Below are 18,795 nucleotides of genomic sequence, written 5' to 3' on the forward strand. Positions count from 1 at the left end.
GTTTGATTACATAACAGGCTTAAGCCGGTTTTGTTAGCCCAAAAAATTCGCGGGCGGTTAATTCATCACGCGCAATCTGCGCTTTCAGTTCGTCCAGCGACGCAAATCGCTGCTCATTGCGTATTTTTTTACGCAGCACTACTTGTATATGGCGACCGTAAAGGTCCATTGCAACATCTAACAAATGCACTTCCAGCTGCTGGCGAATACCGGCAACCGTTGGGCGTGTTCCAATGTTTGCCACGCCGGGTAACGGCTTTTCACCGAGGCCCAGCACTTCTACCGCATAAACCCCTTTCACCGGGGAAACCTGACGGCGTAGCGGTACATTCGCCGTCGGGAAACCTATAGTGCGCCCTAATTCATCACCGTGGACTACACGCCCGGAGATGGCAAACGGGTGCCCCAGTAAACTTTCTGCCAGAGCCAGATTGTCATCCGCCAGCGCCTGACGCACAGCGGTGCTGCTGATACGCACGCCACCTTCGCAAAAAGTTTGCGTACTGGTGATATCGAAGCCGTATTCCATGCCAGCTTTCTGTAATAACAAGAAATCGCCTTCACGACCAGCGCCAAAGCGGAAATCATCACCTACGGCAAGAAATTTTACGCGCAAATGCTTCACCAGAAGATCGCTGATGAAATTTTGCGCGGTTAACGCCGCGAAACGCCTGTCGAAACGCACGCACAGCACGTAATCAACGCCACACTCTGCAAGGTAACGCAGTTTTTCCCGCAGCCGGGTCAGCCGTGCCGGGGCTTTATCGGTAGCAAACAGTTCCAGTGGTTGAGGTTCAAAAAGCATCACCATCACCGGTAAGTTGCGCTTGCGCCCTTCTTCCTGCAAGCCCTGTAACAGCGCGCGATGACCGCGATGCACGCCGTCGAAATTACCAATAGTCAGCACACACCCTTCTTGCGGGGCCTGGCTGAGATTATGTATGCCGCGTATCAGCTTCATGTCTGGCTCAAAACAGTGAAAATCGTCCGAGTATACCTTGTACAGCGGTCAAGGTTAACCGGCGATTGAGTACCGAAATCAGAAAGAAGTGGCTTTTCATTGCCATGGCGCAAATCACGGGAAGAAAGTGACCGCCTGCTGCAATTTTTATCGCGGAAAAGCTGTATTCACACCCCGCAAGCTGGTAGAATCCTGCGCCATCACTACGTAACGAGTGCCGGCACATTAACGGCGCTTATTTGCACAAATCCATTGACAAAAGAAGGCTAAAAGGGCATATTCCTCGGCCTTTGAATTGTCCATATAGAACACATTTGGGAGTTGGACCTTGGCTAATATCAAATCAGCTAAGAAGCGCGCCATTCAGTCTGAAAAGGCTCGTAAGCACAACGCAAGCCGTCGCTCTATGATGCGTACTTTCATCAAGAAAGTATACGCAGCTATCGAAGCTGGCGACAAAGCTGCTGCACAGAAAGCATTTAACGAAATGCAACCGATCGTGGACCGTCAGGCTGCTAAAGGTCTGATCCACAAAAACAAAGCTGCACGTCATAAGGCTAACCTGACTGCACAGATCAACAAACTGGCTTAATCGCCAATTTGCTGAAGCTTTGTGAAAAAGCCCGCGCAAGCGGGTTTTTTTATGCCTGCTGCTTTTATGATGCGTGAGAGAACACACTACCGGTTGCCAGATAGTCAAAAGATGCTGGCTTTTGCAGACATGCCGTTACACTTTCTGAACTCTTCGTGGCTTAAGAATCGTAGAACCATCGGCTGATACATTCTGAACAAGAATATCTACTCAATCTCCAGACTCCCCTACAAAGAATGTGGATATTGTGATACACATTGAGGTATTAAACTTAAGACCACTCTATTTTTGAATTAAATTCCTATACACTTTAACCATTCATAAATATCTCCTTATTAGATCTTGTAAATAATTAACAACAATCAACACAGGTTAAATACCTATTTATATTCTACTTCATAAAATTAATGAGCTATTTTTGATAGTAGTCACATTCACTCATAAATTAAATTAATAAAAATTCATCAACTTCAAGGACTGATAATGACAAATGGTATCTCAACTTCGCCACATTGTCTTTATAAATCAAATATAGTAGATGATGTAATAATAAATAAAACAAGACAAAATGAGTTAGTAAAAGTATTTTGCGAGTATAAAACAGAGTTCTTAATTTTGTTTGATGACTTTTTTAGAAGCCATAACTTGCCTAAACCATCTCCAGTCCTTCATCATTTTTTTCAATATACTCATCTGAGAGATGCATATTTTTATAGATGTAAACTCATAGAACATACAGTTCAATTTTATTTTTTTAAACACAAAGGTATCACATTACTTAGATTGGATGTTTTTGATGACAGAACAAGCGAATGTCTTTCTGAAGAGATTAAGATATACCAAGAATGCCATGAAAAATTCGTTAATTTTTTAAAGGCAAACTTCAACCAAGAAATATACCCACAGCTATATACTCCTGAAATATTTTATGAGGCCTGCAGAAATCTCCAGTCATTTTATGATCATCAGGAAACGTCACAAAACGCAAAATACAGTGCAATAGACAAGAAAAAAAGTCATCTTAACCAGGAAATCAAAAAGCTTATTAAAAAAAATATTTTCCCTGAGCTATACAATGAGCAATGCAATAAAATCCCCTCCTCATCGATAGATGATAACCAGGGAATAATGTGGCAGAACTTTAAAACTAGCAATATTGCATATTCACAACTATGTAAAAAATTATCTTTATTTAAAAGCATACCCAGTCGATTAATAAAAAAATCAGCTTACTGCTCAACTGAAAACACAATCACCAATAAATTTGATGTTGTCTTTTCTTACTGCGGAAATAATGTAAAGGAATTTATACTTTTATTACCCTATAATAAATCTCTGGAGATGCATGAACTTAACGAGCAAAACATCCAGTATTTGACTGCCCCTAATATCAATATACATAAAATGTCGCTATCAAATATAACAATAGAAAAGAGCAACCTTTCATATGGGTATTATTTTAGTTGTGTATTATCCAATATATCATGTTTTGAAAGCGACTTATCAAACACCATCTTTTCAAATGGAGAAATTAATAATCTCTTCATTAAAAAAAGCAACATATTTGGAGCATCATTCACTAATACCAGAATAAAAAATTTGCTCTGTGAAGATATTATGCCTGGTCGATGGACCACTCAACTTGTCAATAAGCACTTAGGTTACAGATACACAGGAGTATTCAAAACCCTGGCAAGTATTGATGACAAACCGTCCCGTTTCGAAATTTTGATACCATTGGTACAAACTTTAGTTCGCGACAATGTAAAGCTAAATAATGATGTGTATAAAGAACTGAAAAAGTTTATGCACGATTACGACAAAACATCCCCGGAAATGAGAAAATACCTTCAGAGCATCAACGAGTCTATGTTCCTTATGAAAAACATAGCTCATCAAAATTAAAAAATCTCAAAAAAGAAGTAATTTCAGAATGAAATTAACTGTGATGATTATTAATTCACTACAGAGGAATAAAAAATAATCTGAAGCATACTCTGAAACATCCTACTCTCTCACTCTAATAATGGCACCTTGCTCTTCTTATAAAGAAGGGAATAATTAAGAATATTAAACTTTCATCAACTTCACATCAAGAAATTAAAAAATTTAAACATTAATCTAAATAATAACAACCTGATCACATAATCGGGTACGATTTTATCCGATAACTATAATGCTATAACTCTGGGAAATGGTTGGAATACACCGCTGGGTGCCATCTCTTTTTACGCTGCCCGATCGAGTAGTAAGTTAAATAATGATACCAGACACGAAGGTACGAGCTATCAGGTCGCCTATAATAAATATCTAGTACAAACAGCCACTCGATTTAGCGTGGCCGCCTGGCGTTATGCTTCGCAGGATTACAGGACATTCAGCGACCATCTTTACGAAAATGATAAACACTATCATCAGAGTGATTATAATGATTTTTATGATATTGGCAGAAAAAATAGCCTTTCTGCCAATATTATGCAACCTTTATCCAATAATCTGGGAAATGTATCATTAAGTGCGCTTTGGCGGAATTACTGGGGGCGAAGTGGAAATGCTAAAGATTACCAATTCAGTTACTCCAATAACTGGCAACACATTAGTTATACTTTCTCTGCCAGCCAATCTTATGATGAAAATAATAAAGAAGAGGAGCGTTTTAATCTGTTTATCTCCATTCCTTTCTACTGGGGGGATGATATTGCCAAAACACGTCACCAAATTAACTTATCGAATTCGACCTCATTTTCCAAAGATGGCTATTCCTCCAACAATACTGGAATTACTGGCATAGCCGGTGAACATGATCAGTTAAATTATGGTATATATGTTAATCAGCAACAACAAAATAATGATACCTCGCTTGGTACGAATTTAAGCTGGAGAACTCCCATCGCCATAATAGATGGCAGCTATAGTCATTCTAAAAACGCCTGGCAAAGTGGTGGAAGTATTAGTAGTGGATTAGTTGTCTGGTCCGGTGGTATTAATATCACTAACCAGTTATCCGATACATTTGCAATTCTGGATGCGCCTGGATTAGAAGGTGCACATATTAATGGACAAAAATACAATCGAACAAACAGCAAAGGCCAGGTTGTTTACGACCTGATAATACCTCATCGTGAAAACCATCTGGTACTTGATATAGCAAACAGTGAAAGTGAAACAGAATTGCAGGGCAATCGTCAAATTATTGCACCTTACCGTGGAGCAGTTTCTTATGTGCAGTTTACAACTGACCAACGTAAGCCCTGGTATATACAGGCACTGCGTCCCGATGGTTCGCCATTAACCTTTGGCTATGACGTACTGGATCTCCAGGAAAATAATATTGGAGTCGTTGGCCAGGGTAGTCGCCTTTTTATTCGCGTAGATGAAATTCCCACTGGAATAAAAGTTGCTCTCAATGATGAACAGAACTTATTCTGTACTATTACTTTTCAACACGTTATCGATGAAAACAAAACATATATATGCCAGTAAAAGGAGTTTACTATGAAGTGGCTTTTATTAATCACCTTGAGTCTATATTCTTTTATTGTGCAAAGTGCTCCCTGTGCATTGACCAATGTCGGTGAACAACGTGGAACATATATACTCAAGTCACTGAGTATGAAAGGTAATCTAACCGCCGAAAAATTGAAAACACCGGAAATATCATTGAGTGTACAGACTTGCAAGAGACAACCAACGCCATTAAAGTTCATTTTTTAACACAGAACGCTTTAAGGTTTAAAGTCGGAAGTCGTCATTATATTATTAATTTCCCCTTTGAATCTGACGGTAAAAAAATAGAGCTTCCAGGGAAGTCATCTTATAATTTAGAAGAAATGCTATCTGCGATAAATTTCACCATTCCATATTCTATCGCATCTGTATCAGATAGTTCTAACACCGCAGACATTTTTCCTGGAACTCCTTTTCCTTTGTTGTTCGAAATTGAAGTGAGTTCATGTACAGGGAATAATACTAATTGTAATAGCGTCCGCTTTAATTATAATTTAAATACTATTTTACAGGTAAATTTAATGACCTGTGGTTTTGAAGATCAATCCATCGACACTGGACGATTTGTACTGTCTCGTATCAATAATGAAAATTATCAGTTTCATCATATAAGATTTGACTGCATCCAGGGCGAGCAAGGTGAATTAGTTTTTGAACCCAGTGATGTTGAATATTACTTTGAACCAGTGACGATACAGGAGTCAGGAACCAGCATATTAAAAAATGAGTTAGAAAACAGTGAGGACGGTGCGGGTCAAGTAGGCTTTCAACTCTCCAATGATGGTACGAATGAAATCCAGTATGGTAAAAGCAATTACTACTCTTTTCAGCATCCCCATGAAGGAAGTAATCAGATTCCTCTATTTATTCGCCCGCGTACATATGGAAATAATGTCTCAAGCGGGCAAATAATGAGCCGAGTCAAAATCGTGGTTATGTACAACTAATCTATCTCCCCCACCTTAACTTTGGGGGGAGGTGCCGATTAACGCGCCGCTGGACTAAAAAGCGCAGAATAATCCGTATTGCAGATTCGCTGTACCGCCGGGTGCTGAATCATCCGCTCAGCAAAAATAGCATGGTACTCTTCCATCACATTCTCGACGCGACCAATTTCTACGACAGTTTTATCGGCATAAAAGTCATATGCATAAAGCGTTGGGGCAACGAAGATTGCATTGTGCATCGCACCAAAAGCTTTCATCAACGCGGCATCATCAAACTCGCCGAGGATTTCTACGTTTAATCCCTGGGAGTTAAACCAGTTAAGCAATTTGCGCCCTAACATTGAACGTCGCCCAGGAATCAAAAGTCGCCGTTCTTCCAGACAAGCCGGGAACGGTTTTTCTGGTGGTGGATTTGTACACCAGAAACTCACGCCACATTCGCCAATTCTCACGGAGAACAGGCCTTCCTGCTGCGTAGAGTCTATCGGACAGTCAGAAATGATCATATCCAGTTTATGCTGACTTAATTGCTCCAGCAGCATTTCGTGGGTGGATTCGAAGCAGCGAAGATGAATGGGCTCGCCTTCTACCACTGCGGCGTTAAGTACGCTACTGACCAGGCGTTTGGAAAGTGCATCAGCCACACCAACGTCAAACAATAAATTGGATTCTTTGCGATAGTTCACAATATCCAGCATTTCCTGGCTTAAGGTGAACATTTTATCGGCATAGCGATAGACCAGTTCTCCCAGCTCGCTGGGTTCGAGACCACGTCCCTTGCGTTTAAATAATTTGCCTTGCAGGCGCTCTTCCAGCGCTCGAATCTGTCCGGTAATGGTTTGTGGAGTTAAATAAAGCGCCTCCGCTGCGCCAACCACGGAACCTTCTTTATAGACATGCCAGAAGTAATACAAGTGGTTGTAATTGATATGAGACATGCTCATTTCTCTCCCTGATAACAATGAAAAGGGAGCCGTTTATGGCTCCCCGGTAAACCGTCCTGTCAAACTGATGGACGCAAACGAACGCGTAACCAGCTGTATCCAATTACCGCCGAAGAGATAGAACCGACCAGGATACCGAGTTTCGCCCAGTTAATCAGTTCTGGATCTACGCTACCAAAGGCCAGGCTGGCAATAAAGATAGACATAGTAAAACCGATACCGCACAGGATCCCCACCGCCATAATTTGCTGATAAGTCGTTCCCTCAGGCAGATGCGCCAGTTTCAAACGCAGCGCCAACCAGCAGAACAGACTAATCCCCAGCGGTTTGCCAATCAGCAAGCCAGCGATGATCCCCAATGGCAGAATGGAGGTCAAGCCATCCAGCGTGACACCTTGCAGTGAAACGCCAGCATTAGCAAATGCAAACAGCGGCAAAATCAGATACGCCACCCACGGGTGTAACACATGCTCCAGTCGCTTCGCTGGAGAACGCCCATGCTTCTCTTTCAAAGGAATAAAGAAGCCGACAATTACCCCCGCCAGGGTTGCGTGAACCCCCGATTTCAACACCGCAGTCCACAACACTACGCCAACCAGAATATAGACGCCCGTGCGGCGTACACCACACAGATTCAATACCGCGAGTACCGCAATTGCTACAGCCGCGACGCCAAGAGAGGCCATCGATAAGTCATTAGTGTAGAACAATGCGATGATAATGATGGCCCCAAGATCGTCGATAATAGCCAGAGCCATCAAAAAGATCTTCAGCGCTAACGGAACACGACTTCCCAACAGCGCCAGCACACCAAGTGCAAAGGCAATGTCAGTAGCCGCCGGGATCGCCCACCCTTCGCGGGTAATCGGATCGGCATAGTTAAAGGCCAGATAGAGTAATGCCGGAACAATCATCCCACCAATAGCGGCGATAACTGGAAATGCGGCCTGGCGTAAGCTGGCTAGCGATCCTTGCATCAGTTCACGTTTAACTTCCAGACCGACTAACAGGAAAAATACCGCCATCAGCGCGTCATTTATCCATAACAGCATGTTTTTGTTGATTTCGAGTGAACCAACCCGGAGCTGAACCGGCGTCTCCAGAAAGTCGTGATACCATCCACTGGTTGCGCCGCTATTGGCCATAATCATCGCCAGGATAGCGGCAATGATAAGAATAATGCCTCCCGAGGCATCACTGCTAAAGAATCGATGCAGATGTTTCACTTTTTATTTCTCTTTCAGGTGAATAGATCGTTTTTACTATTCTACCCCGCACAAATCATCGTTAAAATCAGATTATAGTGTAGGAATAACTCGTTTTTTACGATCCATTGAAGAATTTGCGCCATCAGCGGTGAGATGAGTTTTTGACGGCTGTAAGCGCTCACGAGTGACCCTAAGCCCAGATAATCATAGCTTAAGGTGAGGATTTCTGAGAGATTAATTAGGAAAAGTAATAATTAATTTCTTGTCAGTCGGCGTTATTTGTTAGGACAATATTTCAAAAATAATCCAGCTTGTCGTCAATAATTGCGATAAAGAGATAAATTAAAGTTAAATAATTAAATCATTAAAAAATTACGCCACAAAAATGCGAGGCGTCTTCAGGATTAGAATCGATAAAACAGAATGGGTTAAAGAGAGCGATATAATAGCGGCGGGTGCTTGAGGCTATCTGTCTCAGGCATTAGCTGAACGGCAGATAGAGAAAAGCCCCGAGTGATATTTTACCATCAACCCGAGGCCCCCTATATGCTGAACACATGTAGAGTGCCTCTTACTGACCGTAAGGTCAAGGAGAAGAGAGCAATGAAGCAGCATAAGGCGATGATTGTCGCCCTGATCGTCATCTGTATCACCGCCGTAGTGGCGGCGCTGGTAACGAGAAAAGACCTCTGTGAGGTTCACATCCGAACTGGCCAGACGGAGGTTGCTGTTTTCACGGCTTACGAATCCGAGTAAGAGCAACGGCGGGGAGTGATCCCCGCCACTTTACAGGTGCTCGCATATCTTCAACGCACCCTATTTTTACCCAGGCCTGCCCACGGGCAGGCTTTTGGGGAGGTTAGCGGGTCAGGTCGTCAAAAAACTTCTTCACACCATCAAAGAAGCTCTTTGAGCGCGGGCTGTTGTGCTCACCGGTTGGGCCACCGAAGCTTTCTTGCAGCTCTTGCAGCAGCTGTTTCTGCTTCTCGTTCAGGCCTACCGGTGTTTCGACGACAACGCGGCACAGCAAATCACCCTGTGCGCCACCGCGGACAGACTTGACGCCTTTACCGCGCATACGGAAAAGCTTACCGGTCTGGGTTTCGCCAGGCACTTTCAGTTTGACGCGACCATCAAGGGTCGGTACTTCGATTTCGCCACCCAGCGCCGCCATAGCGAAGTTGATCGGGACTTCGCAATAGAGGTTGTTGCCTTCACGCTCGAAAATCGGGTGCTGTTTAACCTGAACCTGAACGTACAGATCGCCTGCCGGTGCGCCATGCTCGCCCGCTTCACCTTCGCCCGCAAGACGGATGCGGTCTCCAGTGTCCACCCCTGCCGGGATTTTAACGGACAGCGTTTTGCTGCGCTCAACACGACCATGACCATGACATTTGTTGCACGGATCTTTGATCAGCGTACCGCGGCCCTGACAGTGTGGACAGGTCTGCTGTACAGCGAAGAATCCCTGACGCATCTGCACCTGACCAGAACCATGACAGGTCGGACAGGTCTGCGGCTGTGTACCTGGTTTTGCACCGCTACCGTGGCAAACGTCACACTCTTCCAGAGTCGGAATGCGGATCTCTTTGGTCACGCCACGTACAGCTTCTTCGAGGGTGAGCTCCATGTTATAGCGTAAATCAGCACCGCGCGCCGCACGTTGACGACCACGTCCGCCGCCAAAAATATCGCCGAAAACGTCACCAAAAATATCGCTGAAGTCTGCGCCGCCGCCAAAACCGCCGCCGCCCATACCGCCTTGCTCAAACGCAGCATGACCATACTGATCGTATGCCGCACGTTTTTGCGAGTCGGTCAGAACTTCATAAGCTTCCTTGATCTCTTTAAATTTCGCCTCGGCCTCTTTGTCACCCTGGTTACGGTCCGGGTGGTATTTCATGGCCAGGCGTTTGTAGGCCTTTTTGATTTCACGCTCTTCCGCTGTTTTGGAAACGCCTAAAATCTCGTAATAATCTTGCTTAGCCATCTTTTTTAAATTGCCCCTAGATGAATGCACGGGCGGAGAGGAAATTCCCCTTCGCCCGTGTCAGTATAATTACCCGTTTATAGGGCGATTATTTTTTGTCTTTGACTTCCTCAAATTCAGCGTCGACAACATCGTCATCTTTCGCGTTGTTTGCAGAAGCATCAGCACCGGCAGTCTGCTGCTGGGCATGTTGCTGCTGGGCGATTTCCATCAGTTTCTGGGAAACCTGTGCCAGCTCCTGCATTTTCGCTTCGATAGAGGCTTTGTCTTCACCTTTCAGAGCAGTTTCCAGTGCAGTCAGTGCAGACTCGATAGCAGTTTTGTCGTCAGCCGGCAGTTTGTCGCCTGCTTCTTCAACCTGCTTACGGGTGCTGTGCAGCAGATGGTCGCCCTGGTTGCGAGTCTGTACCAGCTCTTCAAACTTACGGTCAGCTTCGGCGTTAGCTTCTGCGTCGCGTACCATTTTCTGGATTTCATCTTCGTTCAGACCAGAAGAAGCCTTGATGGTGATCTTCTGCTCTTTACCGCTGTTTTTATCTTTCGCGGAAACGTGCAGGATACCGTCAGCATCGATATCGAAGGTAACTTCGATCTGCGGCATGCCGCGCGGTGCCGGGTTGATACCATCCAGGTTGAACTGACCCAGAGATTTGTTATCAGCCGCACGTTTACGTTCACCCTGCAGCACATGGATGGTTACCGCAGACTGGTTGTCTTCAGCGGTAGAGAACACCTGGCTATGCTTGGTCGGGATAGTGGTGTTTTTCGCGATCAGCGTCGTCATCACACCGCCCATGGTTTCGATACCCAGAGACAGCGGGGTAACGTCCAGCAGCAGTACGTCTTTCACGTCACCAGTCAGAACACCACCCTGAACAGCAGCACCGATTGCTACAGCTTCGTCCGGGTTAACGTCTTTACGCGGCTCTTTACCAAAGAACTCAGCAACTTTCTTCTGAACCATTGGCATACGAGTCTGACCACCAACGAGGATAACGTCGTCGATATCAGATACGGACAGGCCAGCGTCCTGCAGTGCAACTTTCAGCGGCTCAATGGAACGGTTTACCAGATCTTCAACCAGGCTTTCCAGTTTCGCACGAGTCACTTTGATGTTCATGTGTTTCGGACCGGTCGCATCTGCAGTGATGTACGGCAGGTTAACGTCGGTCTGCTGAGCGGAAGACAGTTCGATTTTCGCTTTTTCTGCCGCTTCTTTCAGGCGCTGCATTGCCAGCGGATCGTTGCGCAGGTCAATGCCCTGATCTTTCTTGAATTCTTCAACCAGGTAGTTGATCAGACGGCTGTCGAAGTCTTCACCACCCAGGTGGGTATCACCGTTGGTAGCCAGAACTTCGAAGGTTTTTTCGCCGTCAACTTCGTCGATTTCGATAATAGAAATATCGAAAGTACCACCACCCAGGTCATAAACCGCGATAGTACGGTTGCCAGTACCTTTGTCCAGACCGTAAGCCAGCGCAGCTGCGGTCGGTTCGTTGATGATACGTTTTACTTCCAGACCAGCGATACGGCCTGCGTCTTTGGTTGCCTGACGCTGAGCATCGTTAAAGTATGCCGGTACGGTGATAACAGCTTCAGTTACCGGTTCACCCAAGTAATCTTCAGCGGTTTTCTTCATTTTTTTCAGCACTTCAGCAGAGATCTGCGGCGGTGCCATTTTCTGGCCTTTAACTTCGACCCATGCGTCGCCGTTATCAGCAGCAATAATTTTGAACGGCATGATGGAAACATCACGCTGTACTTCTTCGTCCTGGAAGCGGCGGCCAATCAGGCGTTTAATCGCAAACAGGGTGTTTTGCGGGTTCGTCACTGCCTGACGTTTAGCCGGCTGACCAACCAGAGTTTCACCATCCTGGGTATAGGCAATGATAGAAGGCGTGGTGCGATCGCCTTCGGCGTTCTCCAGCACGCGAGGAGTGGTGCCATCCATAATCGCTACACAAGAGTTGGTAGTACCCAGGTCGATACCAATTATTTTACCCATCTAAACGTCTCCACTATATATTCGGTCATCATGTGGTTGTGAGTCTGTAATAGGGGCGAAACGTCTGGTTTCAACTGCCCAATTTCATTTTTTTGCAGACTCACTCACTGCGGTTGACTACTAAATGGGGTCGTAACCCACGTCATCAAGGGGGAGATGCAAAAATTTTTTGTGCTTTTGCGCAGAAATTTCGCGATATAGCAGGACAAGACGTGAAACTGACAGCAATTTTATTCATATAAAGAATGAATCGCAGCCAAGACATTCATCAAAAAATTGTAATAAAAAGAAAACATTACGCACCTGAATCTTCTCTTTATCAGCAGTAAACTAGTGGGTATCCATCCCCCTACCTCTCCCCACTAAGAGAATCCTTATGAAATCCGTTTTTACGATTTCCGCCAGCCTGGCGATTAGTCTGATGCTGTGCTGCACGGCGCAGGCAAACGACCATAAAATCCTCGGCGTCATTGCGATGCCACGTAACGAAACCAACGATCTGGCGCTGAAACTTCCTGTTTGCCGAATTGTTAAACGCATACAACTCTCTGCCGACCATGGCGATTTACAGTTAAGCGGTGCATCGGTTTATTTCAAAGCCGCCCGTAGCGCCAGTCAGAGCCTGAATATTCCTTCAGAAATAAAAGAAGGGCAAACCACTGACTGGATCAACATTAACAGCGATAACGACAATAAACGCTGCGTCTCAAAAATCACCTTTTCCGGTCATACGGTGAACTCATCGGATATGGCCACGCTGAAAATTATCGGCGACGACTAACGCCAGAATATAGAAGCCACAAAAAATGAATGTTAATTACCTGAATGATTCAGATCTGGATTTTCTCCAGCATTGCAGTGAGGAACAGTTGGCAAATTTCGCCCGATTGCTCACCCATAATGAAAAAGGCAAAACTCGCCTCTCCAGCGTACTGATGCGCAACGAACTGTTTAAATCGATGGAAGGGCATCCCGAGCAACATCGCCGCAACTGGCAGCTGATTGCTGGAGAATTACAGCATTTTGGTGGCGATAGTATCGCCAACAAACTGCGCGGACACGGTAAATTGTATCGGGCCATTTTGCTCGATGTTTCAAAACGATTGAAGCTGAAAGCCGACAAAGAGATGTCTACGTTTGAGATTGAGCAACAGTTACTGGAACAATTTCTGCGTAACACCTGGAAGAATATGGACGAGGAACATAAACAGGAGTTTCTGCACGCGGTCGATGCGAGGGTGAATGAGCTGGAAGAGCTGCTGCCGCTGCTGATGAAAGACAAATTATTGGCAAAAGGCGTGTCGCATTTGCTTTCCAGCCAACTGACCCGCATTTTACGCACCCACGCAGCAATGAGCGTACTTGGGCATGGTTTGCTGCGCGGCGCGGGGCTGGGAGGCCCTGTAGGTGCGGCACTAAATGGGGTTAAAGCGGTCAGCGGCAGCGCCTATCGCGTGACGATTCCAGCCGTACTGCAAATCGCCTGCCTGCGCCGGATGGTTAGCGCCACTCAGGTCTGATACCGTAAACCGGGGAAAATTTTCATTTTCCCCTCAAAAGATCGTAGACACTGCCCCACTGGCTGATTATTATGCCGCGCCCTGAAAACACTACAGTTATTCAGGGAAATTATTTCACCATTCATTCGATGATGATTTTTGAGGAATTATGGGCAACACTAAGTTGGCTAATCCGGCACCGCTGGGCCTGATGGGCTTCGGCATGACCACCATTCTGCTTAACCTGCACAACGTGGGTTATTTCGCTCTGGACGGTATTATTCTTGCCATGGGCATTTTCTACGGCGGCATCGCGCAAATTTTTGCTGGTCTGCTGGAGTACAAAAAAGGCAACACTTTCGGTTTAACCGCATTCACCTCTTACGGTTCTTTCTGGCTGACGCTGGTTGCGATTCTGCTGATGCCGAAACTGGGTCTGACCGATGCGCCAAATGCACAGTTCCTTGGTGTCTACCTGGGTCTGTGGGGCGTATTTACGCTGTTTATGTTCTTCGGCACGCTGAAAGGCGCACGCGTTCTGCAATTCGTTTTCTTTAGCCTGACCGTGCTGTTTGCCCTGCTGGCGATCGGTAACATTGCCGGTAACGCCGCAATCATCCACTTTGCCGGCTGGATTGGGCTGATCTGCGGTGCCAGCGCAATCTATCTGGCGATGGGTGAAGTACTGAACGAGCAGTTTGGTCGCACCGTTCTGCCGATTGGTGAATCCCACTAATTGTTTTGAGATCCCCCCGCTCGGGGGGATTTTTTTATTCGCTAACGTCGCGTCTTGCACTCTTCGGTCTGAATGCTGCAACCACTTCCGGTGCCGTTTCAACGTATGGCCCTTCCAGCAAGTGAATGCAGTACGGTACGCTGGCAAAAATACCGTGTACCACAACGTTACCCGCAGCGTCCTTCACACCTTCCAGCGTCTCTTTAATAGACTTCGGCTGACCGGGTAAGTTAAGGATCAGCGCCTGTTTGCGAATCACACCAACCTGACGCGAAAGGATCGCAGTTGGTACAAAATGCAGGCTTATCTGGCGCATCTGTTCACCAAAGCCAGGCATCTCGCGGTCCGCTACTGCCAGCGTCGCATCGGGCGTTACGTCACGACGCGCCGGGCCAGTTCCGCCCGTGGTGAGCACCAGATGGCAACTCATTTCATCCACTAGCTCACACAACGTTTGCTCGATGATCGCCTGCTCATCAGGGATTAAGCGGGTTTCCAGTTCAAACGGCGTGGTTAGCGCCGATGTCAGCCATTCTTCCAGCGCAGGGATGCCTTTATCCTGATAAACGCCGCTGGATGCGCGATCAGAGATGGAAACTAAGCCAATACGTAAAGTATTCATCAAGATTTTTCCGTTTAAACAGTCTCGTTAAACAGAATGATACACTGCGAAGGGAGTGACAGACAGGCTTCAGAAGAGGTAGCGTGACCGACTTCCCGGTCACGCTAAGAATGATTACAGCAGATCGCCGATCATTTTTTCCAGTTTTTCCTGGTCAATAGCAAACTTACGGATACCTTCCGCCAGTTTATCTACTGCCATTGGATCCTGGTTGTGCTGCCACAGGAACTCGGACTCAGTGATACGCGCCGGACGCGCTTTCACTTCGCCGGTGTAAGACAGTTTACGTTCGATAGCCCCTTCGCTCTCAGCCAGCTCTTTCAGCAGTGTAGGTGCGATGGTAAGACGGTCGCAGCCTGCCAGTTCCAGAATTTCGCCGATGTTACGGAAGCTTGCGCCCATAACCACGGTTTCATAACCGTGCTCTTTGTAGTACTGGTAGATTTCAGATACAGAAACCACGCCCGGATCTTCTGCCGGAGCGTACTCTTTCTTATCAGTATTCGCTTTGTACCAGTCAAGAATACGGCCAACAAATGGCGAGATCAGGAACACGCCTGCTTCCGCACAAGCACGAGCCTGAGCGAAGGAGAACAGCAGGGTCAGGTTACAGTTGATGCCTTCTTTTTCCAGCTGTTCTGCAGCACGGATACCCTGCCAGGTAGAAGCCAGTTTGATCAGAATACGATCGTTGCTAATACCAGCATCGTTGTAGAGTTTGATCAGGCGTTTTGCTTTCGCAATTGACGCTTCGGTGTCATAGGAAAGACGCGCATCAACTTCAGTTGAGATACGGCCCGGAACCAGTTTCAGGATTTCCAGACCAATATTTACTGCCAGTTTGTCGGTCGCGTCCACGATCTGCTGCGCGCGATCGTTGCTCTGCTGTTTCGCCCAGGCGACAGCATCATCAATCAACTTACGGTATTCCGGAATCTGCGCTGCGTTAAGAATGAGAGAAGGGTTGGTTGTGGCATCCTGCGGTTGATACAGCTTCATTGCCGCGATGTCCCCAGTGTCGGCCACTACGGTGGTGTACTGACGAAGGGAGGTCAATTTGTCCGTCATGATAGTATTTCTCTTTAAACAGCTTGTTAGGGGGATGTAACCGGTCTGCCCTGATGATATCACGACGCAACGTCAGCGCAACCGCCGACAAGACGGTTATCGCCAGGCGAGACTGTTTCGGATTTCTGACACTGCGTTGATATCGCCCGCCATTTTTATACAAAACCTCATGTATGCTACGCAGAAGTTATCAAGTACCTCGTAGCGTATATACTTCTTAAACAATTGGTAACGTTTACACAGGAAAGTCATCGCGACCGGCAATAAGAGGGATATGCATGCCAGATTTTTTCTCCTTTATTAACAGCGTCCTTTGGGGATCGGTAATGATTTACCTGCTCTTCGGCGCAGGTTGTTGGTTCACTTTTCGCACCGGATTTGTGCAGTTTCGCTACATCCGCCAGTTTGGCAAAAGTCTTAAAAATAGCATTCATCCACAGCTAGGCGGTTTAACCTCATTTCAGTCATTGTGTACCAGTCTTGCGGCGCGCGTGGGTAGCGGCAACCTGGCCGGCGTTGCGCTGGCAATTACCGCCGGTGGACCTGGAGCCGTCTTTTGGATGTGGGTTGCCGCGTTTATCGGCATGGCGACCTCGTTTGCCGAATGTTCTCTGGCACAACTTTATAAAGAACGTGACGTCAATGGACAGTTTCGTGGCGGACCGGCATGGTATATGGCGCGCGGGCTGGGGATGCGTTGGATGGGCGTTCTGTTCGCCGTCTTTTTGCTCATCGCCTATGGCATAATTTTCAGCGGAGTTCAGGCGAACGCCGTTGCCCGAGCCCTGAGTTTTTCTTTTGATTTTCCCCCGCTGGTGACAGGCATTATTCTCGCTGTCTTTGCTCTGCTGGCAATCACTCGCGGTCTTCATGGCGTCGCCCGGCTCATGCAGGGGTTTGTCCCGTTGATGGCGATAATCTGGGTGCTGACCAGCATGGTGATTTGCGTAATAAATATCGGGCAACTTCCCCACGTCATTTGGTCTATTTTTGAGAGTGCTTTTGGCTGGCAGGAAGCGGCAGGCGGCGCGGCGGGATATACCTTAAGCCAGGCGATTACTAACGGTTTTCAGCGCAGTATGTTTTCCAATGAGGCGGGAATGGGTTCGGCGCCAAACGCGGCAGCGGCAGCGGCGTCCTGGCCTCCGCATCCGGCAGCGCAAGGGATTGTCCAGATGATTGGCATTTTTATCGACACCCTGGTCATCTGTACGGCAAGCGCCATGCTGATATTACTGGCGGGTAACGACACAACCTACATGCCGCTGGAAGGTATTCAGCTTATCCAGAAGGCGATGCGGGTGCTAATGGGTTCCTGGGGTGCTGAGTTTGTTACCCTCGTGGTTATTCTGTTTGCCTTCAGCTCCATCGTTGCCAACTACATTTATGCCGAAAACAATCTCTTCTTTTTACGCCTGAACAACCCTAAAGCGATCTGGTGTTTGCGGATCTGCACCTTCGCAACGGTCATCGGCGGCACCTTGCTAAGCCTTCCGCTGATGTGGCAACTGGCAGATATCATAATGGCCTGCATGGCTATTACCAATTTGACCGCCATTTTACTGCTCTCGCCTGTGGTTCATACCATTGCCAGTGATTATCTACGCCAGCGTAAACTCGGCGTGCGCCCGGTGTTTGATCCGTTGCGTTATCCGGATATCGGTCGCCAGCTTTCTCCGGACGCGTGGGATGATGTTTCGCAGGAGTAATCACAACTATCGATCAACTCATTCTCTTTTTTTGCTAAAGTCGGCATAAATTTCCTGCAAGGACTGGATATGCTGATTCTTATTTCACCTGCGAAAACGCTTGATTACCAAAGCCCGTTGACCACCACGCGCTATACGCTGCCGGAGCTGTTAGACAATTCCCAGCAGTTGATCCATGAAGCGCGGAAACTGACGCCTCCGCAGATTAGCACGCTGATGCGCATCAGCGACAAACTGGCGGGTATCAACGCCGCTCGCTTTCATGACTGGCAGCCAGATTTCACGCCGGAGAATGCCCGCCAGGCGATTCTGGCGTTTAAAGGTGATGTCTACACCGGCTTGCAGGCCGAAACCTTCAGCGAAGACGATTTCGATTTTGCCCAACAGCATTTGCGAATGCTTTCCGGCTTGTATGGCGTACTGCGCCCGCTCGATTTAATGCAGCCTTATCGTCTGGAAATGGGGATCCGTCTTGAGAATGCCCGAGGGAAAGATCTGTATCAATTCTGGGGAGATATCATCACCAACAAGCTGAACGAGGCGCTCGCAGCACAAGGCGATAATGTGGTAATTAATCTGGCGTCAGATGAGTATTTTAAATCGGTGAAGCCGAAGAAATTGAATGCCGAGATTATCAAGCCGGTGTTCCTCGATGAGAAGAACGGCAAATTTAAGATCATCAGCTTCTACGCTAAGAAAGCACGCGGTCTGATGAGTCGTTTCATTATTGAAAATCGGCTGACCAAACCAGAGCAACTGACTGGTTTTAATAGCGAAGGTTACTTCTTTGATGAAGATTCCTCCAGCAATGGCGAACTGGTGTTTAAACGCTACGAGCAGCGTTAAGTTTGTAGTCAATGCCGGATGCGGCGTGAACGCCTTATCCGGCCTACAAAAGCATGCAGATTCAATATATTGCAGAATTCACGTAGATACTGTTATGGCCTGCAAGTTTTTTCCTGGTCCGGTTTCCCGGATTGCAGGCATGCCAGACACAGCGCCGTCAG

16 protein-coding genes and 2 pseudogenes are annotated in these 18,795 nt (G+C 46.7%); 10 read left to right on the plus strand and 8 right to left on the minus strand.

The window, feature by feature from the left end; translation table 11 throughout:
* Positions 1 to 19: 19 nt before the first annotated feature.
* The gene (gene ribF, locus FTE26_RS12445; RefSeq protein ID WP_000767329.1) at positions 20 to 961 is read right to left on the minus strand and encodes a bifunctional riboflavin kinase/FAD synthetase; all 942 of its coding nucleotides are present in this window, start codon (positions 959 to 961) and stop codon (positions 20 to 22) included.
* A 7-nt stretch (positions 962 to 968) separates the two neighbouring features.
* On the minus strand, positions 969 to 1,187 hold the full coding sequence (locus tag FTE26_RS12450; protein WP_001295417.1) for a DUF2575 family protein: 219 nt from the start codon (positions 1,185 to 1,187) through the stop codon (positions 969 to 971).
* A gap of 102 nt (positions 1,188 to 1,289) precedes the next feature.
* Here FTE26_RS12450 and rpsT point away from each other — a divergent pair, with 102 nt between their 5' ends.
* The 4 genes and pseudogenes from rpsT (at position 1,290) to FTE26_RS12470 (ending at position 6,007) form a co-directional block, all read left to right on the plus strand.
* Positions 1,290 to 1,553, plus strand: a complete 264-nt coding sequence (rpsT, locus tag FTE26_RS12455) for a 30S ribosomal protein S20 (RefSeq protein WP_001274021.1) — start codon at positions 1,290 to 1,292, stop codon at positions 1,551 to 1,553.
* Between the two features lie 483 nt (positions 1,554 to 2,036).
* The gene (espX1, locus tag FTE26_RS12460) at positions 2,037 to 3,458 is read left to right on the plus strand and encodes a type III secretion system effector EspX1 (protein ID WP_000181249.1); all 1,422 of its coding nucleotides are present in this window, start codon (positions 2,037 to 2,039) and stop codon (positions 3,456 to 3,458) included.
* Between the two features lie 246 nt (positions 3,459 to 3,704).
* Positions 3,705 to 5,036 (plus strand): annotated as a pseudogene (locus tag FTE26_RS12465) (fimbria/pilus outer membrane usher protein); the annotation flags it as partial.
* Positions 5,037 to 5,048: 12 nt separating this feature from the next.
* Positions 5,049 to 6,007, plus strand: a pseudogene (locus FTE26_RS12470) (fimbrial family protein).
* A gap of 38 nt (positions 6,008 to 6,045) precedes the next feature.
* Here FTE26_RS12470 and nhaR read toward each other — a convergent pair.
* Together nhaR and nhaA are read right to left on the minus strand one after the other, a co-directional pair.
* Positions 6,046 to 6,945 (minus strand): transcriptional activator NhaR, encoded by a 900-nt coding sequence (gene nhaR / locus FTE26_RS12475; RefSeq protein WP_001300855.1) that lies wholly within the window; start codon positions 6,943 to 6,945, stop codon positions 6,046 to 6,048.
* A 65-nt stretch (positions 6,946 to 7,010) separates the two neighbouring features.
* A complete protein-coding gene (nhaA, locus tag FTE26_RS12480; protein ID WP_000681360.1) occupies positions 7,011 to 8,177 on the minus strand; it encodes a Na+/H+ antiporter NhaA in 1,167 nt (388 codons plus the stop codon).
* A gap of 585 nt (positions 8,178 to 8,762) precedes the next feature.
* On the opposite strand from nhaA, the gene mokC reads away from it, so the two are divergent.
* The gene (gene mokC / locus FTE26_RS12485; protein ID WP_000809168.1) at positions 8,763 to 8,915 is read left to right on the plus strand and encodes a type I toxin-antitoxin system toxin MokC; all 153 of its coding nucleotides are present in this window, start codon (positions 8,763 to 8,765) and stop codon (positions 8,913 to 8,915) included.
* Between the two features lie 103 nt (positions 8,916 to 9,018).
* Here the strand turns inward: mokC and dnaJ are convergent, their stop codons facing one another.
* Positions 9,019 to 10,149, minus strand: coding sequence for a molecular chaperone DnaJ (gene dnaJ, locus FTE26_RS12490; protein WP_001118464.1), 1,131 nt, complete (start codon positions 10,147 to 10,149; stop codon positions 9,019 to 9,021).
* Positions 10,150 to 10,237: 88 nt separating this feature from the next.
* Entirely contained in the window at positions 10,238 to 12,154 is a 1,917-nt protein-coding gene (gene dnaK / locus FTE26_RS12495; protein WP_000516140.1) for a molecular chaperone DnaK, read from the minus strand.
* 376 nt (positions 12,155 to 12,530) lie between these two features.
* On the opposite strand from dnaK, the gene FTE26_RS12500 reads away from it, so the two are divergent.
* The 3 genes from FTE26_RS12500 (at position 12,531) to satP (ending at position 14,389) form a co-directional block, all read left to right on the plus strand.
* Positions 12,531 to 12,935 (plus strand): DUF2541 family protein, encoded by a 405-nt coding sequence (locus tag FTE26_RS12500; protein WP_000843559.1) that lies wholly within the window; start codon positions 12,531 to 12,533, stop codon positions 12,933 to 12,935.
* Positions 12,936 to 12,960: 25 nt separating this feature from the next.
* Entirely contained in the window at positions 12,961 to 13,674 is a 714-nt protein-coding gene (msyB, locus tag FTE26_RS12505) for an acidic protein MsyB (RefSeq protein ID WP_001102383.1), read from the plus strand.
* Positions 13,675 to 13,822: 148 nt separating this feature from the next.
* On the plus strand, positions 13,823 to 14,389 hold the full coding sequence (gene satP, locus FTE26_RS12510) for an acetate uptake transporter (RefSeq protein ID WP_000528538.1): 567 nt from the start codon (positions 13,823 to 13,825) through the stop codon (positions 14,387 to 14,389).
* A gap of 34 nt (positions 14,390 to 14,423) precedes the next feature.
* Here the strand turns inward: satP and mog are convergent, their stop codons facing one another.
* Together mog and tal are read right to left on the minus strand one after the other, a co-directional pair.
* On the minus strand, positions 14,424 to 15,011 hold the full coding sequence (gene mog / locus FTE26_RS12515; protein WP_001094680.1) for a molybdopterin adenylyltransferase: 588 nt from the start codon (positions 15,009 to 15,011) through the stop codon (positions 14,424 to 14,426).
* Between the two features lie 114 nt (positions 15,012 to 15,125).
* Complete coding sequence (tal, locus tag FTE26_RS12520) at positions 15,126 to 16,079, minus strand: transaldolase (RefSeq protein WP_000130189.1); 954 nt, start codon at positions 16,077 to 16,079, stop codon at positions 15,126 to 15,128.
* Between the two features lie 278 nt (positions 16,080 to 16,357).
* Here tal and FTE26_RS12525 point away from each other — a divergent pair, with 278 nt between their 5' ends.
* Positions 16,358 to 17,788: an alanine/glycine:cation symporter family protein gene (locus FTE26_RS12525; protein ID WP_001112552.1), complete on the plus strand. Its 1,431-nt coding sequence runs from the start codon at positions 16,358 to 16,360 to the stop codon at positions 17,786 to 17,788.
* Between the two features lie 69 nt (positions 17,789 to 17,857).
* The gene (gene yaaA, locus FTE26_RS12530) at positions 17,858 to 18,634 is read left to right on the plus strand and encodes a peroxide stress protein YaaA (RefSeq protein ID WP_000906204.1); all 777 of its coding nucleotides are present in this window, start codon (positions 17,858 to 17,860) and stop codon (positions 18,632 to 18,634) included.
* Positions 18,635 to 18,795: the final 161 nt, after the last annotated feature.

The sequence above is a fragment of the Escherichia sp. S10b genome (genome assembly GCF_028421345.1).
GTDB lineage: Bacteria > Pseudomonadota > Gammaproteobacteria > Enterobacterales > Enterobacteriaceae > ECMA0423.

Excerpts from the sequence above, each read along its gene's own strand:
- ribF (WP_000767329.1), bottom strand. The coding sequence starts at position 961 with ATGAAGCTGATACGCGGCATACATAATCTCAGCCAGGCCCCGCAAGAA.
- FTE26_RS12450 (WP_001295417.1), bottom strand. The coding sequence starts at position 1,187 with ATGTGCCGGCACTCGTTACGTAGTGATGGCGCAGGATTCTACCAGCTT.
- espX1 (WP_000181249.1), top strand. The coding sequence starts at position 2,037 with ATGACAAATGGTATCTCAACTTCGCCACATTGTCTTTATAAATCAAAT.
- nhaR (WP_001300855.1), bottom strand. The coding sequence starts at position 6,945 with ATGTCTCATATCAATTACAACCACTTGTATTACTTCTGGCATGTCTAT.
- mokC (WP_000809168.1), top strand. The coding sequence starts at position 8,763 with ATGAAGCAGCATAAGGCGATGATTGTCGCCCTGATCGTCATCTGTATC.
- dnaJ (WP_001118464.1), bottom strand. The coding sequence starts at position 10,149 with ATGGCTAAGCAAGATTATTACGAGATTTTAGGCGTTTCCAAAACAGCG.
- dnaK (WP_000516140.1), bottom strand. The coding sequence starts at position 12,154 with ATGGGTAAAATAATTGGTATCGACCTGGGTACTACCAACTCTTGTGTA.
- FTE26_RS12500 (WP_000843559.1), top strand. The coding sequence starts at position 12,531 with ATGAAATCCGTTTTTACGATTTCCGCCAGCCTGGCGATTAGTCTGATG.
- msyB (WP_001102383.1), top strand. The coding sequence starts at position 12,961 with ATGAATGTTAATTACCTGAATGATTCAGATCTGGATTTTCTCCAGCAT.
- satP (WP_000528538.1), top strand. The coding sequence starts at position 13,823 with ATGGGCAACACTAAGTTGGCTAATCCGGCACCGCTGGGCCTGATGGGC.
- mog (WP_001094680.1), bottom strand. The coding sequence starts at position 15,011 with ATGAATACTTTACGTATTGGCTTAGTTTCCATCTCTGATCGCGCATCC.
- tal (WP_000130189.1), bottom strand. The coding sequence starts at position 16,079 with ATGACGGACAAATTGACCTCCCTTCGTCAGTACACCACCGTAGTGGCC.
- FTE26_RS12525 (WP_001112552.1), top strand. The coding sequence starts at position 16,358 with ATGCCAGATTTTTTCTCCTTTATTAACAGCGTCCTTTGGGGATCGGTA.
- yaaA (WP_000906204.1), top strand. The coding sequence starts at position 17,858 with ATGCTGATTCTTATTTCACCTGCGAAAACGCTTGATTACCAAAGCCCG.